Consider the following 15,165-nt stretch of genomic DNA (forward strand, 5'->3'; position numbering starts at 1 on the left):
TTTTCCGCAGAATGAGGGAATAGCGTATCGCCATTATGTAACAGTTTAAAGCTTATAACTGGAATTTTCGTAAATAATATAGCAGAATCTCTTTTATTCCACATTTACGGAAAATTCCGCCTTTCGGGAAATATATTTTTTTCATTTTCCGGTATTGCGGAAAACATAGTTTAATAGACGTAAACAAGATGGCATAACAAAGCTTTAAAATATAGATATTTAGTGAACTATTTTAAAATTTTTTCTTTTGGCACAAATATTGCATCTTTAAAAAAGAGAATACTATTTTTTAGGGAGGGATTAGATTATAAAGGTTTTTGTAAGCGTTTACCAATAATAAAAAATAAAGGGGATAGGTATGGAAATTATTATTATTCTTTTAGCGCTTGGGATGTTAATGTTTGTGGCTTACCGTGGTTTTTCAGTTATTTTATTTGCACCAATTTGTGCGTTGTTTGCAGTTTTACTAACCGATCCTAGTCACGTATTGCCATTCTTTTCAAATGTATTTATGGAGAAAATGGTTGGTTTTATTAAATCCTATTTTCCTGTCTTTTTACTCGGAGCTATTTTTGGAAAAGTGGTAGAAATGTCCGGCTTAGCTGAATCCATTGCAAAGACAATTGTAAAAATTGTTGGCGCAAAAAGGGCCATTTTTGCAATTGTTTTATTAGGGGCTATTTTAACATATAGCGGGGTAAGTTTATTTGTAGCTGTATTCGCGATTTATCCATTCGCTGCCCATTTATTCCGTGAAGCAAATATACCGAAGCGTTTAATTCCTGGAACAATCGCATTAGGTTCATTCGCATTTACGATGGACGCCCTACCTGGGACACCGCAAATTCAAAACGTTATACCGACAACATTTTTTAAAACAGATATTTACGCAGCCCCAATTCTAGGGATTATCGGAACGATTTTTGTGTTAGTTTTAGGTCTTTGGTATTTAGAATCTAGAAGAAAAAAGGCTGCAAGAGCTGGTGAAGGGTATTTTGGGGTAAATAATGAGGAATTAGCGGCTGCAAATGATGCCGCTGCAAATATGAAAGCAGAAGCAGGTCCTGACCTCAGTTCGCAAACTTCGCTGAGCCGTCAAATACTTGCATTTGTTCCATTAGTATTAGTTGGTGTCATGAATAAAGTTTTTACTATCTTTATTCCCAAATGGTACCCTAACGGATTTGATTTTTCAGCTATTGGTTTAGATGCCTTCGGAAAAGTAGATGTTTCAGCAGTCGTAGCGATTTGGGCTGTTGAAATGGCATTAGTCGTAGGGATAGTAGCAACGATACTTTATGACTGGAACCGTGTGAAGGTTAATTTTAAATCGGGTCTTAATACGAGTATTGGCGGTGCTCTGTTAGCGACAATGAATACAGGAGCAGAGTATGGTTTTGGCGGGATTATTGCTGCATTGCCAGGTTTTACAGCAATTAGTAATGGAATCTCACATACGTTTACTAATCCGTTAGTCAACGGTGCTGTTACGACAACGTCTCTAGCCGGGATTACAGGATCAGCATCAGGTGGTATGGGGATTGCTTTGAGTGCGATGGCTGATAAATACAATGCGGCTATAGCACAATTTAATATTCCTCCTGAAGTTATGCACCGTGTTATTTCAATGGCATCTGGAGGAATGGACACACTTCCGCATAATGGAGCAGTCATTACTTTACTTGCTGTTACTGGATTAACACATAAACAATCCTATCGGGATATTTTTGCAATTACGATTATTAAAACCCTAGCTGTATTCTTCGTTATCGCTCTTTACACGTTAACAGGACTTGTCTAGAAAGCTAACCAATGAATCTTTATTAGAGAGATTCATTGGAATCTTTTAAAAAAAGATTCATTGGTCATTATTATTACAATAAGAAAATACAACATGAGGAGGAACAGTAAAATGAATAAAACATTGGATGGAAAAGTTGCCTTTATTACAGGAGCAGCAAGTGGAATCGGATTGGAAATTGCTAAAGTCTTTGCGGAAGAAGGAGCAAAAGTCGTTATTTCTGACATTAATGAAGAGAAGAGTGAAGGTGAGATTAAAGTTTTTCAACAAAAAGGCTATGAAGCTATAGCTCTTTCATGTGATGTAACAAATGAACAGGAATTTAAAGAAGCTATTCAGAAAACGGTACAATCATTTGGAAAGGTTGATATTTTAGTCAATAATGCAGGCTTACAGCATGTATCACCAATTGAAGAATTTCCGACTGAAAAATTTGAGCTGCTTATGAAAATTATGTTAACTGCTCCGTTTATTGGAATTAAGCATGTATTTCCGATAATGAAAGAACAAGGATTTGGAAGAATCATAAATATGTCCTCAATTAATGGATTAATCGGATTTGCTGGAAAGGCTGCTTATAATAGTGCAAAGCACGGAGTGATTGGGTTAACAAAAGTAGCGGCTTTAGAGGGTGCAGAACACGGGATTACAGTTAATGCACTATGTCCTGGATATGTTGACACTCCTTTAGTTCAAAATCAATTAAAAGACCTCGCCAAAACTAGAAATGTTCCTTTCGAACGTGTCATTGAAGACGTTATTTATCCGCTTGTCCCCCAAAAGAGACTTCTAGATGTGTCTGAAATAGCTGATTATGCTGTCTTTCTTAGCAGTGATAAAGCGAAAGGAGTTACAGGGCAAGCAATCGTTTTGGATGGCGGATATACCGTACAGTAATATTCCTGTCTTAATTGTTAGAAAATACCGTAAGTTATTCCTCTCCTTTTGTTATAATAATTTATAATAAGAAAATTTTGAGGAGTAGTTTATAATGCAATTTGGATTTGATTATCTCCCATATAAATGGTTAGAAGAAATTATTAATCTAGCAGCTGAGAGAATTGTAGTAGTTGATTCGAACGGCTTGATACGCTATATAAATTCAGGTTATTGTGACTTCCTGGGAATCAAAGCTGAAGATGCTATCAATCAGCCAGTACAAAATATTATCGAAAATTCCCGAATGCATATTGTTGCAAAATCAGGACAAGCAGAATTGTCCGCGATACAGCCGATAAAAGGTGGGGAAATGATAGCAAACCGCTATCCTCTTTTTGTTGAAGGAGAATTGGTAGGTGCAGTAGGAACGGTATTATTTCGTAATCAACAAGAATGGTGGGATTACTCTAAAAAAATCCAACCCCTTTTAGAAGAGTTGAATTATTACAAACTTAATTATGAAAATGGACTAAAAAGTAAATATAAATTCTCTGATATTATCGGTACAAGTTCGAAATTTATGCTAGCAAAAAAAATGGCTGAAAAAATATCGGTCAGCAACTCAGCGGTTTTATTAACAGGTGAATCCGGTACAGGTAAAGAATTATTTGCTCATGCTATCCATCAAAATAGTTCTCGAGAGCAATTCCCCTTTGTTCGAATTAATTGTGCATCGATACCAGAGCATTTATTGGAATCCGAACTTTTTGGCTATGATGAGGGTGCTTTTACCGGAGCTAAAAAAGGTGGAAAAAGAGGAAAGTTTGAGCTTGCTAATTTCGGTACTATATTTTTAGATGAAATTGGAGATATGCCTTTATCGATGCAAAGTAAACTTTTGCGGGTTTTACAAGAAGGAGAAGTTGAGCGGGTAGGAGGTCAGAAGCCGAAGACAATTGATGTACGAATTATTGCAGCGACACATCGAAACCTAGAGAAGATGATTGAAGAAGGCACTTTTCGGCAAGATTTGTATTATCGGTTAAATGTGATTAAATTGGAAATTCCACCTCTCCGCGAAAGAAAAGAAGATATTCCGTATATAGCGACGTACTTATTGAAAAAGCTTGAAAAAAAGTTTCATCAACACGGAATAAACCTGACCAATCGTGTTATTTCAAAGCTTCAACAACATAATTGGCCAGGAAATATCCGTGAATTAGAAAATGTATTGGAAAGAGCTGTTAATGTATTAGAGGGAAACACAATTGATATTGTTCATTTACCGTTATATTTACGCGAAAATGGTCATTTTCTATCCGAAAAACAAAAAGTGTATGTCGATTACAATAATCATTCGGATAGTTTCCCAACGTTGAAGGAAACTTTATCTTTAGTAGAAAAGCAGGCAATTATAAACGCTTTACAATTGAGTAACGGAAATAAACTTGAAGCTTCAAAGTTATTAGGAATAGGGAAAACTAGTTTATATGATAAATGTAAACAATATAATATTAAATAATCATACTTAAGGAGTAGTCCAACAATTGCCGGACTAACTCCTTTTTTTATCTATAGGCTGTTTTCGCAAACTTTGTTGCTATTGATCAGTATGAAGGTGATTAGGTCATTGTATTTAACAAATATGAACACGCAGAGTGGATTGGAGCGGAAGGAACCTGACTCCTGCGGGACATAGAGGAAAAGTCGAGACCCCACAGGCGCGTGCGCCGAGGAGGCTCGACTTCCTCCCCGCGGAAAGCAGGTTCCTGTAGCGGAAAGGAACGGTCTTTGTGCTGCCAGTTATTTCATCCATGAAAAAATGGGAGAAGATATATTATAATAGAAGAATACGAGTTTAAGTAGGAGATGAAATTATGTCTGTTCGCTTTGTCATTGGTCGTTCTGGAACGGGCAAAACAAGGTTTATTAATGAGGAAATTCGAACCAATCTATATGATAATCCTAATGGCACACCCATAATATATTTAGTCCCTGATCAAATGACTTTTTTATCTGAATATAGCTTAATCAAAACCCCAGGATTAGGGGGAATGATCCGTGCACAAGTGTTTAGCTTTTCTCGACTCGCCTGGAGAATTTTACAAGAAACAGGTGGATTCAATCGAATGCATATTACAAATGAAGGATTAAATATGTTAATTCGAAAAATCATTGAGGATAAAAAAGATGAATTAAAACTTTTTGGAAGAGCTGCCGATAAAACAGGGTTCATTCATCATGTAGAAATGATGTTAACAGAATTCAAACGATATTGTATACATCCGGAAGACATCGTCGTTAAGCGAGAAGAAATGGAGACGAATGGATCCAAGGTGCTTGCGGATAAATTGCATGATTTACAATTAATTTATCATGATTTTGAAAAGAGACTAGTAAATAAATACATTGATTCGGATGATTATTTAAATTTACTTGCAGAATCAATCCAATCCTCTCATTATTTACAAGATGCGGAGATTTATATCGACGGTTTTCATAGTTTTACACCACAAGAATATATGGTTATTGGACAACTAATGAAAGCTTGTAAACGTGTAACAATCGCATTGACATTAGATCGACCGTTCCGTAACGAATTACCAAACGATTTGCATTTATTTAGAATGACGGGTGAAACCTATTCAACATTAGTAGAGATGTCTACTGTGAATGGGGTGGAAGTAGAAGAAAATATTGTTTTAAAACAATTAGTTCGTTATAAAGATGAGAGTTTAGCCTATTTGGAAGCAAATTTTGAAACACTTCCTGTACAACCTTACGAGTATGAACCTCAAGCTGGGCTATTTCAGGCAGTCAATCGAAGGGCTGAAATTGAAGCAATAGCCCGAGAAATTCGTGAGCTCGTAAGAAAAAACAAGTATCGTTATCAGGACATAGCTGTTTTAGTTCGGAATGGTCACGAATATCAAGAGTTACTTGAAACTTGTTTTTTTGATCATCATATTCCTTATTTCATTGATCAAAAGCGATCAATGTTAAATCATCCTTTGATTGAACTCATTCGTTCTGTTTTAGAAATTATTACCGGGTCTTGGCGGTATGAAGCTGTGTTTCGAGCGGTGAAAACGGATTTGTTATTTCCTTTAAATCAGCATTCCGGAAGACTTAGAGAAAAGATGGACATGCTCGAAAATTATGTACTCGCATACGGAATCCAAGGATCGAAATGGACAAGTAAAGATCGCTGGAGTTATCGTAGATTCCGAGGGTTAGAGATGGAACATACGATACAAACGGACAAAGAAAAGGAAATGGAACAAGAAATTAATGATCTACGTTTATTAATTACAAATCCGATTGTTAAACTATCAAAAAGAATGAACAAAGGGGTAAACGGAAGGGAATTATGTGAGGCACTGTATTTATTTTTAGAAGAGTTGCAAATTCCTGCAAAGCTTGAAATGCTAAGAAATCAAGCGGAGGAAAAAGGTAACTTATTGTCTGCCGGGGAACATGATCAAGCATGGAATGCGGTGATGGAGTTATTAGATCAGTTTGTGGAAATTTTTGATGATGAAAATATAACGATAAAGAAGTTTGCAACTATTTTGGATGCGGGAATTGAAGCGATGGAGTTCTCCATTGTTCCGCCGGCTATTGATCAGGTAATAGTTGCAAATCTTGAGCAATCGCGGTTATCGGATATAAAAGTTGCATTCATCATCGGCCTAAATGATGGTGTGATGCCTGCCAAAATCAATGAGGAAGGTGTATTAGCTGATTCCGATCGCGAAGAGTTAATAAATAATGGAATGAAAATCGCATCGAGCAGCAAAACGAGATTACTTGATGAGGAATTTATTGCCTATAAAGCATTCACAACACCTTCCCAGAAATTATATCTATCGTACCCAATTGCAAATGAGGAGGGAAAAGCACTTCTACCATCTCCGTATATAAAAAGAATGAAAGAAATGTTTCCAAAATTGAACGAGAAAGTGATCGTAAATGATCCTTCCGAATTAATGGATGAGGAGCAAATTGATTACATCTCACATCCAAATTCGGCGATTGCCTTTTTAACATCACAGTTGCAATTAAAAATACGAAAGTACCCTGTTGCCGATATGTGGTGGGATGTTTACAATTTTTATTTTGAAGATTTATTCCAGAAACAGCGTGCTAAACATGTATTATCGAGCCTCTTTTATCAAAATCATGCAAAGAAACTTTCGGAAGAAACGAGTAAGGAGCTATATGGTGAAACGATATTAGCCAGTGTTTCGAGGATGGAGCTTTTTCATTCCTGTCCATTTGCACATTTTACAACCCACGGATTAAGACTTCGTGAACGAGAAATATTTAAGCTTGAGGCACCAGGTATCGGTGATCTATTCCATGGTGCATTAAAATGGATTTCAGATAATCTTCAAAAAAATGGATTTACCTGGTCGAATCTTACGGAAAAACAATGTCTACATCTAGCAAAAGAAGCAGTAGCATATTTGTCACCAAGACTTCAGCATCAAATATTGTTAAGCTCGAATCGTCATCATTATATTAAACGTAAGCTTGAACAAGTCATTGGAAGGGCTTCGCTCATATTAAGTGAGCATGCTAAAATTAGTGGATTTGCTCCTATTGGGATGGAGCTTGGATTTGGACCGAAAGCCGCCTTGCCGCCATTATCGTTTACTTTAAAAAATGGAACAAAAATGGAACTGCAAGGAAGAATTGACCGGGTGGACAAAGCCCAAGATCAAAATGGCGTTTATTTAAGAATTATTGATTATAAATCAAGCCCACGGGAGTTGGATTTAACTGAAGTATATTATGGTTTGGCATTGCAAATGCTGACTTATTTGGATATTGTCGTAACCCATTCAAAAAATTTAATCGGTACAGAAGGCTTACCGGCTGGTGTGTTATATTTTCATATGCACAATCCGATTATTAACAGTAATCGAATTTTAACAATGGATGAGATCGATGAGGAGATTTTTAAAAGATTTAAAATGAAAGGTTTGTTAGTAGAGGATCCGGATGTTATAAAGTTAATGGATCAAACATTAGAGACGGGAAGTTCAAAAATCGTTGCCGCCGAAATCAAAAAAGATGGTTCCTTATCAGCGCGTTCACAGGTCGCTTCAGCAAAGGATTTCTCGCTGATGAGTCATTATGTTAGAAATCGATATAAGAAATCGGGAAATGAAATTACATCTGGAAATGTCGATATTGCTCCGTACAAGCTTAAAAAGAAAACACCGTGTGAATATTGTTCATTCAAATCGGTTTGTCAATTTGACCAGTCATTAGAAGATAATGATTACAGAGTACTAACCCCAAGTAAACCGGAGGAAATTCTAGCGCGCATGAGAGAGGAGGTAAATCAATGAAAACATTCATACCATCTAAGCCACAGGATGTAACATGGACAGATGACCAGTGGAAAGCCATTTATGCAAAGGACCAAAATATATTAGTCGCTGCAGCAGCGGGATCGGGGAAAACGGCAGTATTAGTAGAAAGAATGATAAAAAAAATTATTGACGATGAAGACTCGATAGACGTTGATGAATTATTGGTTGTTACATTCACGAATGCATCTGCAGCTGAAATGAGACATCGAATAGGGGAAGCAATTGAAAAGGAAATTGTTAAAAACCCAAGTTCTAGCCGCTTGCGACGTCAACTCAGTCTCTTAAACAAAGCATCGATATCAACCCTTCATTCCTTCTGTTTGGAAGTGATACGAAAATATTATTATTTAATAGATATTGATCCAAGCTTTAGAATAGCTGATTCTACTGAAGCTGTTCTATTAAGGGATGAAGTACTTGACGAATTGTTTGAGGATGAGTATGGAAAAGAAGATAATGAGTCATTTTTTAAAGTTGTTGATACATTTACGAATGACCGTAGCGATTCTGCATTACAAGAGTTAATCCAAAAATTGTATGAATTCTCACGCTCTCATCCTTTTCCCGATAAGTGGTTAGATGATGTACTAACGATGTATCATGTCGATGAAGCAACAAAAATTGAAAACCTCCCGTTTATAAACATATTGCTTTTTGATATCAAACTCCAATTACAAGGCGCGAAAGAATCACTTGAGGAAGCCTATGAGATGACTAAGCTTCCTGCCGGACCTGCACCGCGTGCAGAAAATTATTTGAATGATATCGCTATTGTGGATCGTTTATTACAGGCAAGTGAATTGTCTTGGCAAGATCTTTACGATGAAATGAATGCCTGGAGTTTCACCCGTGCAAAAAGCTGCAGGGGGGACGACTTTGATAAACAACTTGTCAAAGAGGCGGATGATTTAAGAAAAGCTGCAAAAAAGGGGTTAGAAAAGTTAAAAGAAGAGTTTTTTTCACGGAAGCCGGAAAGTTTTCTAAAAGATATGTATGAGATGAAGGATGTTATCGCTTCACTTATCGAGCTTACCAAAAAATACGCAATTCGTTTTACAAATATAAAAAAAGAAAAAGGATTAGTCGACTTTTCGGATTTAGAGCATTATTGCCTTCAAATATTAATGGATTCCGAATCAAATATGGAAAGCCCTAAACCTTCTGTTGCAGCACTTGCCTATCGCAAGCAATTTAAGGAGGTACTTGTTGACGAATATCAAGATACGAATATGGTCCAAGAAACGATATTAAAGCTTGTTACAACGGACGGTGATTATGATGGGAATCTTTTTATGGTCGGTGATGTCAAACAATCCATCTACCGCTTCCGATTGGCGGAACCAAATCTCTTTTTAAGTAAATATAATCGTTTCTCCTCTGAAGGAGAAAATACTGGTTTAAAAATTGATCTTTCGCAAAATTTTCGAAGTAGATTAGAAGTGTTAGCAGGGACGAATTATTTATTTAAACAAATAATGGGTACGAAGGTAGGAGAAATTGAGTATGATTCACAAGCGGAGCTTGTGAAAGGTGCAGCATATCCGGAAGATGAAGACTATCCTGTTGAGCTTGTCCTAATTGATCAGGCAGATGAAAGTGTACAATCGGAAAGTGAAGAGGACACTGAAAATAATACAGATGAATTTGATCGTACAGAGTTAGAACAATCGCAACTGGAAGCTCGTTATATGGCGAGAAAAATTAAACACTTAATAGCGGAAAAAGTGCCCGTCTATAATCCGAAAACTAAAAGTTACCGTCCTATTCAATATCGTGATATTGTTATTCTTTTACGATCCATGCCATGGGCACCGGAAATTATGGAGCAGTTTAAACTTGAAGGAATTCCGATTTATGCGGATCTCCGGACAGGTTATTTCGATGCAACTGAAATATCAATCATGCTTTCCTTATTAAAGGTGATTGACAATCCATATCAAGACATTCCGATTGCGTCCGTTTTGCGTTCGCCTGTCTGTGGGTTAGACGAAGAAGAATTATCTACGATTCGTATTCATTCCAAGCACGGAACATTTTATGAGGCGGTAAAAAATTTCACGATAATAAAGCCAACCCCTGAAAATGGGGAACTTCATGAAAAGCTTAGCATGTTTATTAATCAACTAAATGATTGGAGAAGTTTGGCACGCCAAGGAGCCCTATCTGAACTTATTTGGCAATTATATCGCGACACCCATTTCTATGATTTTGTTGGTGGACTGCCTGGAGGAAAGCAAAGACAAGCGAATTTGCGTGCCTTTTATGATCGGGCAAGACAATATGAAGCAACATCATTTCGTGGCTTATTCCGTTTTCTTCGTTTTATTGAGAAAATGCAAGAGCGAGGGGATGATTTAGGGACAGCAAGGGCACTAAGTGAGCAAGAAGATGTTGTAAAATTAATGACCATTCACTCCAGTAAAGGATTAGAATTTCCGGTGGTATTTGTTGCTGGACTATCACGAAAGTTTAATATGATGGACATCAATCATTCTTATTTATTTGATAAAGAATTAGGATTTGCAACAAAATATGTGAATATAGCGAAACGAATTACCTATCCTTCTTTGCCACAACTAGCATTAAAGAGAAAGAAGAAATTAGAAACTATCTCAGAAGAAATGCGCGTGCTTTATGTTGCATTAACGCGGGCGAAGGAAAAGCTATATCTCGTAGGCTCCCTGAAAAATGCGGAGAAATCATTGAATCGCTGGGGAAAAACGTTAAGACATACGGATTGGCTTTTAAAGGATAGCCTTCGAGCAAGAGCTTCCAATTATTTAGATTGGATTGGCCCTGCGATCATTCGACACGAACAAAGTGAAACATTTGGACTTACGAATGTAGAAAGAAATCCACTTATTCCTGAAGACATTACTAATCATATGTCTCGTTGGCATATCGAAATAATTAACAAATCAAGTCTTGTTGAAAGCCCTGTGGAAGACCTAGAAAACGATGATACATGGCTTGAAAATGTAAAGGAAGGCAAAACGGTTAATTTTAGCTCTTCACAAAAGAACGAGATATTTGATCGACTAGCATATAAATATCCGTATGAAGAGTCAACAAGTAAACGTTCAAAACAATCCGTTTCAGAAATTAAACGTTTGTATGAAATTCGGGATGCATCAGCGAGTACTGAGTTATTAAGACAAGTAAATAAACCAATTTTTAACCGTCCTCGCTTTATGAGAGAAAAATCATTATCTCCTGCTGAACGAGGAACGGCCATGCATATGGTAATGCAACATTTACCGTTAAATGCAACACCTACAGCCGATAGCATCAGAGAATTGTTAGAGGAAATGAAAAGAAAAGAGTTATTAACAGCAGAACAAATTGAAGTGATAAATATAGAGCAAATTCTGTCCCTTTTTTCTCAAGAAATCGGAAAAATGATGTTAGCGGCGAACAATATCCAAAGGGAAGTTCCTTTTAGTATGGCCATTCAGGATAAGGACATCTATTCAGATTATCAATTGAATGATGATACGATTCTCGTTCAAGGGGTAATTGATTGTATCATTGAAAACGATGAAGGGATTTATCTCCTTGATTATAAAACAGATGGGATTCATGATCGATATAAAGGTGGATTTGAGGAAGCAAAGCCGATCCTCGAAAATCGATACAGAGTCCAAATTGATATATACGAAAAAGCATTAAAGCAAATATTGAAAAAAGAAGTTGCGGGGAAGTACCTATACTTCTTTGATGGTGGACACTTAATAAAAATGTAGGCTTTAGCTACTATTCACTTCAATAAAAACGTAAAAAAATCGGCATTGCGCCGATTTTTTATTGTCCTCCACATTTACTTAGTTATTTCCCGCAATCGGTTGATCAACTAAATTGGTGTCAATGGTAGGATTGATACTAAATCCATTAGCAACATAGAAGAGGGCACCAGTATTTGTAGATCCCGATCCACTAGATGCTTTTGTACTGGTTTTAGGAGAAATAACCGCGGTATCACCAAAATGTACAACACCGTTGCCACCAACATTTACAATTTGTGTAGCTCCGACGATAGCAGGCATGAGACAACATCCTTTTTATAAAGAAAATAATTTACTATTATAGTTTATGATAGAGATGATGTTTTGTGTCTGTTTTCCTACCTATGTTCCAGCTGTCGAGTATGGTGAACTCTTGCTTCTAGATATGCTCTTTTCGTGTTTCCAATTTGAAAAATAGAACTTGTGGAGATCCCGATAATTCTCACTTTTGACACGTGAATAGTAGGATTCGCATTAAAGCGGTTAAATTGTAATTTTTCTGTAATTGGTGGGAGTGGAATTAGTTCCTTGAAATTGGCGAAGTCTTCGTAATCTGCTTCAAATCCATAAAATAGCTCTTGCTCCCTTTGAACGGCAAAAACCTTTGCAAAGGCATTAATATACGATGAATCTCCAATATTGAAACTTGATGCATAAAATATATCATTAATTTTTACTTGGTTGACAATCGAGCTTCGATTCGATTTAAACATTATTTCGGAACAAATGGGGTTAAAGGGCCAATTATTAGTGATTCAGCAGGCGTGTCAAAGGTGGCTGCCTGTTGAATCGTTTCAGCATCACCAATTAAGAATAATGATGAGCTTGCTATCCCAATAATCCGTACATTTTCAACATTAATATCTCGATTTACCACATTAAGCTCCATTCGGATCATCTCCATTCATATTTTGAGGTAACTTTGATATAAACATATAAACCGCTTGATCAATATCTGCTTTCATTCTTGCAAAAAGTTGATTCAATACTTCTTCCTGGGATTCATTTTTGTGATTTTCCCCAGCTAGTATATTAATAAAATAATCGATTCGCTGTGGAATTTGCTTTTGCAAATCAGCAATGATGAAATCGCGATATTGCGTATCAAGCCTATAGCCTAATTGATCTTCTGTTTCATGGATGACTGAATTTAGGTCTTTACTAATATATTGATTTACCCTTTCTAATAGGTTTTGTTTAAAGGCCGGGTTCATTAAAAAGGCTTGCGGCATTGGTGAGGATGGAACGTCCATATCCTCAATACTATTTAAGTCGGCGGGATTAACCCCAATATTTAAAGTGCCATCAAGTTTTTCAATTTTTAATTGGTCAAATTTATATTCTAGACGTTCAACATTTATAGGTGGCTTTTCTTTTAGAGATTGTATATCTTTAGTTAAGTTTTCTAATGTTTTTTCAAATTGGGAAATTTTTTTTTGCTGGTATTGGATATATTGATACAATTGTTGGATTTGTCTATTGTAATCGATCATTTGAAAACCTCCCTTTTTGGTGTTCTACAATCCGACGGAACTTGAGCCATCAATTCCTAAATGGAACGACTAATGGAGGGATGCCTTCTGTACCTTGTGCATGACTAATCACAGGTGCGGGTTCTGTAAAGCATCCGGTATTATATAGGTAGGCAGCGGGTTTAATGATTCCTGCTGTACCAATTTGGAAAACAGATGCATTGGATATTCCACCAATTTTAATCATGCGTATTTGTATCGTTTGTTGCACACTAATTTTCATATAATCACCTGTTTAAAATGGCTATCACACATTAAAATTAATTCCTTGATCGATGCCATCATTATCAAACGTATTTGTTGCGGATTGATAATTCTGAATGGCTAAAGTTTCTCCTGTATTAAATGAACCAGCTCCTGCAAATGTTTTTGCAGTTGAAATGGGAGTAAGTTGAAAAACATCACCGATATGAAAAACACCGCTCGAACCAATGTTCATAACTTGAACGGCGCCGACGATTGCAGGCATGACCGTTCACATCCTTAAAATAATTTATAAAATATCATATGAGTAATCGATTGAAATGTGATTCATTCGCCTAAATTATGAAGTCATTGTAAAATAAAAAGAAGAACAAAATTTTATTAAGATGGTGACATGATGGAAAATAAGTTATACCCAACCCAATTCTTCGAAAGGATCTCTTCGTTAGATGGATTACGTGGATTTAGTTTATTGGGGATATTTCTCATTAATATGATGTCCTATGAATCTCCAATATTATATTATAATCCAAAAGAATGGTGGCAAGGAACAGATCAATCATTATACAATTGGATTGAATTATTTGTACAAGCTAGCTTCTATCCAATCTTTGCTATGCTGTTTGGTTATGGGTTAGTTTTAATTAGAAATCGGACAATTGAAAAGGGGGGTGAATTTAAGAAAATTGCCGTAAAACGACTTTTTATTTTATTAATTATCGGAATTATCCATGCTTTTTTGATTTGGTCAGGCGACGTCCTAATCAATTATGCTATATTTGGTTTCATATTAATTTTTTTGCTGAAATTATCCGGGAAATCTCTTATGATTATTGGTTTGTCTCTGTTTGTCATTCCTAATCTGTTTTTTAGTTTGTATCTTATGATCATAACTTTAGTGTCTTCTCAGGATATGAGCATGTATACTGATATTATGAATCTCACAAAATCTATGGATATATATTCATCGAGTAATTATTGGAATATTACCGTCCAAAGATTTAAGGATTGGATGCTGGTTAACGGATCTTCAAATATAATCTTTATCCTTTTTTCTGTCATTCCGTTAATGATGATTGGAGCTGGTGCCGCTAAACTAAAATGGTTACAAAGTGCGCAAAGCGAAAGAAAGAAATGGTTATTCATTTTGATTATATCTCTCCCTTTAGGTCTATTCCTGAAATCACTGCCTATGTTTGTTGATTCCAATCTTGCGTTTAAGTATATTGAACAATCATTAGGGGGCACCATTCTTAGTTTTGCATATGTAGCGATAATTGCTCTGTTCATGTCGTATAAATGGACTGGAAGATTACTGAAACCATTCGCGGCAGCTGGGAGAATGTCATTAACAATTTATATTACCCAATCTATTGTTGGAACGTTCATTTTTTACGGATATGGTTTAGGATTATATAGTAAACTTACACTGGGAACAAGTATGTTATTAGCAATAGGAATATTTATCATTCAAGTTGTACTTGCGGAAATTTGGTTTATGAAGTTTAAATATGGACCATTGGAAAAAATTTGGCGGTATTTCACATACGGAAAAAGTGTCTAAGTTAATAATTATGATGAGG

Annotated in this window: 12 protein-coding genes; 6 read left to right on the top strand and 6 right to left on the bottom strand. The window is 36.1% G+C overall.

Features of this window, described 5'->3' with window-relative positions; all coding sequences use genetic code 11:
* Positions 1–358 precede the first annotated feature (358 nt).
* The 5 genes from MKY81_RS11420 (at position 359) to addA (ending at position 11,807) form a co-directional block, all read left to right on the top strand.
* Positions 359–1,801: a GntP family permease gene (locus MKY81_RS11420; RefSeq protein ID WP_066234013.1), complete on the top strand. Its 1,443-nt coding sequence runs from the start codon at positions 359–361 to the stop codon at positions 1,799–1,801.
* Between the two features lie 111 nt (positions 1,802–1,912).
* Positions 1,913–2,698 (top strand): 3-hydroxybutyrate dehydrogenase, encoded by a 786-nt coding sequence (locus tag MKY81_RS11425; protein WP_108071826.1) that lies wholly within the window; start codon positions 1,913–1,915, stop codon positions 2,696–2,698.
* A 94-nt stretch (positions 2,699–2,792) separates the two neighbouring features.
* Positions 2,793–4,202 carry a sigma-54 interaction domain-containing protein gene (locus MKY81_RS11430; RefSeq protein ID WP_108071824.1) on the top strand — a complete coding sequence of 470 codons (1,410 nt, stop codon included), beginning with the start codon at positions 2,793–2,795 and terminating at the stop codon, positions 4,200–4,202.
* A gap of 355 nt (positions 4,203–4,557) precedes the next feature.
* A complete protein-coding gene (gene addB, locus MKY81_RS11435) occupies positions 4,558–8,040 on the top strand; it encodes a helicase-exonuclease AddAB subunit AddB (RefSeq protein ID WP_341117846.1) in 3,483 nt (1,160 codons plus the stop codon).
* A complete protein-coding gene (gene addA / locus MKY81_RS11440) occupies positions 8,037–11,807 on the top strand; it encodes a helicase-exonuclease AddAB subunit AddA (RefSeq protein WP_108071820.1) in 3,771 nt (1,256 codons plus the stop codon). Before addB ends, addA begins: the two co-directional genes overlap by 4 nt.
* Positions 11,808–11,885: 78 nt before the next feature.
* On the opposite strand, the gene MKY81_RS11445 is transcribed toward addA, so the two are convergent.
* The 6 genes from MKY81_RS11445 to MKY81_RS11470 form a co-directional block, all read right to left on the bottom strand.
* Positions 11,886–12,107 (bottom strand): spore germination protein, encoded by a 222-nt coding sequence (locus tag MKY81_RS11445; RefSeq protein ID WP_066234028.1) that lies wholly within the window; start codon positions 12,105–12,107, stop codon positions 11,886–11,888.
* Between the two features lie 77 nt (positions 12,108–12,184).
* Entirely contained in the window at positions 12,185–12,559 is a 375-nt protein-coding gene (locus MKY81_RS11450; RefSeq protein WP_108071817.1) for a spore germination protein GerPE, read from the bottom strand.
* Positions 12,559–12,735: a spore gernimation protein GerPD gene (locus MKY81_RS11455; protein ID WP_066234037.1), complete on the bottom strand. Its 177-nt coding sequence runs from the start codon at positions 12,733–12,735 to the stop codon at positions 12,559–12,561. Before MKY81_RS11455 ends, MKY81_RS11450 begins: the two co-directional genes overlap by 1 nt.
* Positions 12,725–13,339 (bottom strand): spore germination protein GerPC, encoded by a 615-nt coding sequence (gerPC, locus tag MKY81_RS11460; RefSeq protein WP_066234040.1) that lies wholly within the window; start codon positions 13,337–13,339, stop codon positions 12,725–12,727. The genes MKY81_RS11455 and gerPC overlap by 11 nt, the downstream gene beginning before the upstream one ends.
* Before the next feature lie 49 nt (positions 13,340–13,388).
* On the bottom strand, positions 13,389–13,601 hold the full coding sequence (locus tag MKY81_RS11465) for a spore germination protein GerPB (RefSeq protein ID WP_084347785.1): 213 nt from the start codon (positions 13,599–13,601) through the stop codon (positions 13,389–13,391).
* 24 nt (positions 13,602–13,625) lie between these two features.
* On the bottom strand, positions 13,626–13,847 hold the full coding sequence (locus MKY81_RS11470; RefSeq protein WP_066234043.1) for a spore germination protein: 222 nt from the start codon (positions 13,845–13,847) through the stop codon (positions 13,626–13,628).
* Between the two features lie 132 nt (positions 13,848–13,979).
* Between MKY81_RS11470 and MKY81_RS11475 the strand changes: the two genes are divergently transcribed.
* On the top strand, positions 13,980–15,146 hold the full coding sequence (locus tag MKY81_RS11475; protein ID WP_235598356.1) for a DUF418 domain-containing protein: 1,167 nt from the start codon (positions 13,980–13,982) through the stop codon (positions 15,144–15,146).
* The last annotated feature ends 19 nt before the right edge of the window (positions 15,147–15,165 follow it).

Origin of the sequence: Heyndrickxia sp. FSL W8-0423 (assembly GCF_038009395.1) — a bacterium.
Taxonomy (GTDB): domain Bacteria; phylum Bacillota; class Bacilli; order Bacillales; family Bacillaceae_C; genus Heyndrickxia; species Heyndrickxia sporothermodurans.

What these genes read in the sequence shown, in the direction of transcription:
- MKY81_RS11420 (WP_066234013.1), top strand. Translation starts at nt 359, where the DNA reads ATGGAAATTATTATTATTCTTTTAGCGCTTGGGATGTTAATGTTTGTG.
- MKY81_RS11425 (WP_108071826.1), top strand. Translation starts at nt 1,913, where the DNA reads ATGAATAAAACATTGGATGGAAAAGTTGCCTTTATTACAGGAGCAGCA.
- MKY81_RS11430 (WP_108071824.1), top strand. Translation starts at nt 2,793, where the DNA reads ATGCAATTTGGATTTGATTATCTCCCATATAAATGGTTAGAAGAAATT.
- addB (WP_341117846.1), top strand. Translation starts at nt 4,558, where the DNA reads ATGTCTGTTCGCTTTGTCATTGGTCGTTCTGGAACGGGCAAAACAAGG.
- addA (WP_108071820.1), top strand. Translation starts at nt 8,037, where the DNA reads ATGAAAACATTCATACCATCTAAGCCACAGGATGTAACATGGACAGAT.
- MKY81_RS11445 (WP_066234028.1), bottom strand. Translation starts at nt 12,107, where the DNA reads ATGCCTGCTATCGTCGGAGCTACACAAATTGTAAATGTTGGTGGCAAC.
- MKY81_RS11450 (WP_108071817.1), bottom strand. Translation starts at nt 12,559, where the DNA reads ATGTTTAAATCGAATCGAAGCTCGATTGTCAACCAAGTAAAAATTAAT.
- MKY81_RS11455 (WP_066234037.1), bottom strand. Translation starts at nt 12,735, where the DNA reads ATGGAGCTTAATGTGGTAAATCGAGATATTAATGTTGAAAATGTACGG.
- gerPC (WP_066234040.1), bottom strand. Translation starts at nt 13,339, where the DNA reads ATGATCGATTACAATAGACAAATCCAACAATTGTATCAATATATCCAA.
- MKY81_RS11465 (WP_084347785.1), bottom strand. Translation starts at nt 13,601, where the DNA reads ATGAAAATTAGTGTGCAACAAACGATACAAATACGCATGATTAAAATT.
- MKY81_RS11470 (WP_066234043.1), bottom strand. Translation starts at nt 13,847, where the DNA reads ATGCCTGCAATCGTCGGCGCCGTTCAAGTTATGAACATTGGTTCGAGC.
- MKY81_RS11475 (WP_235598356.1), top strand. Translation starts at nt 13,980, where the DNA reads ATGGAAAATAAGTTATACCCAACCCAATTCTTCGAAAGGATCTCTTCG.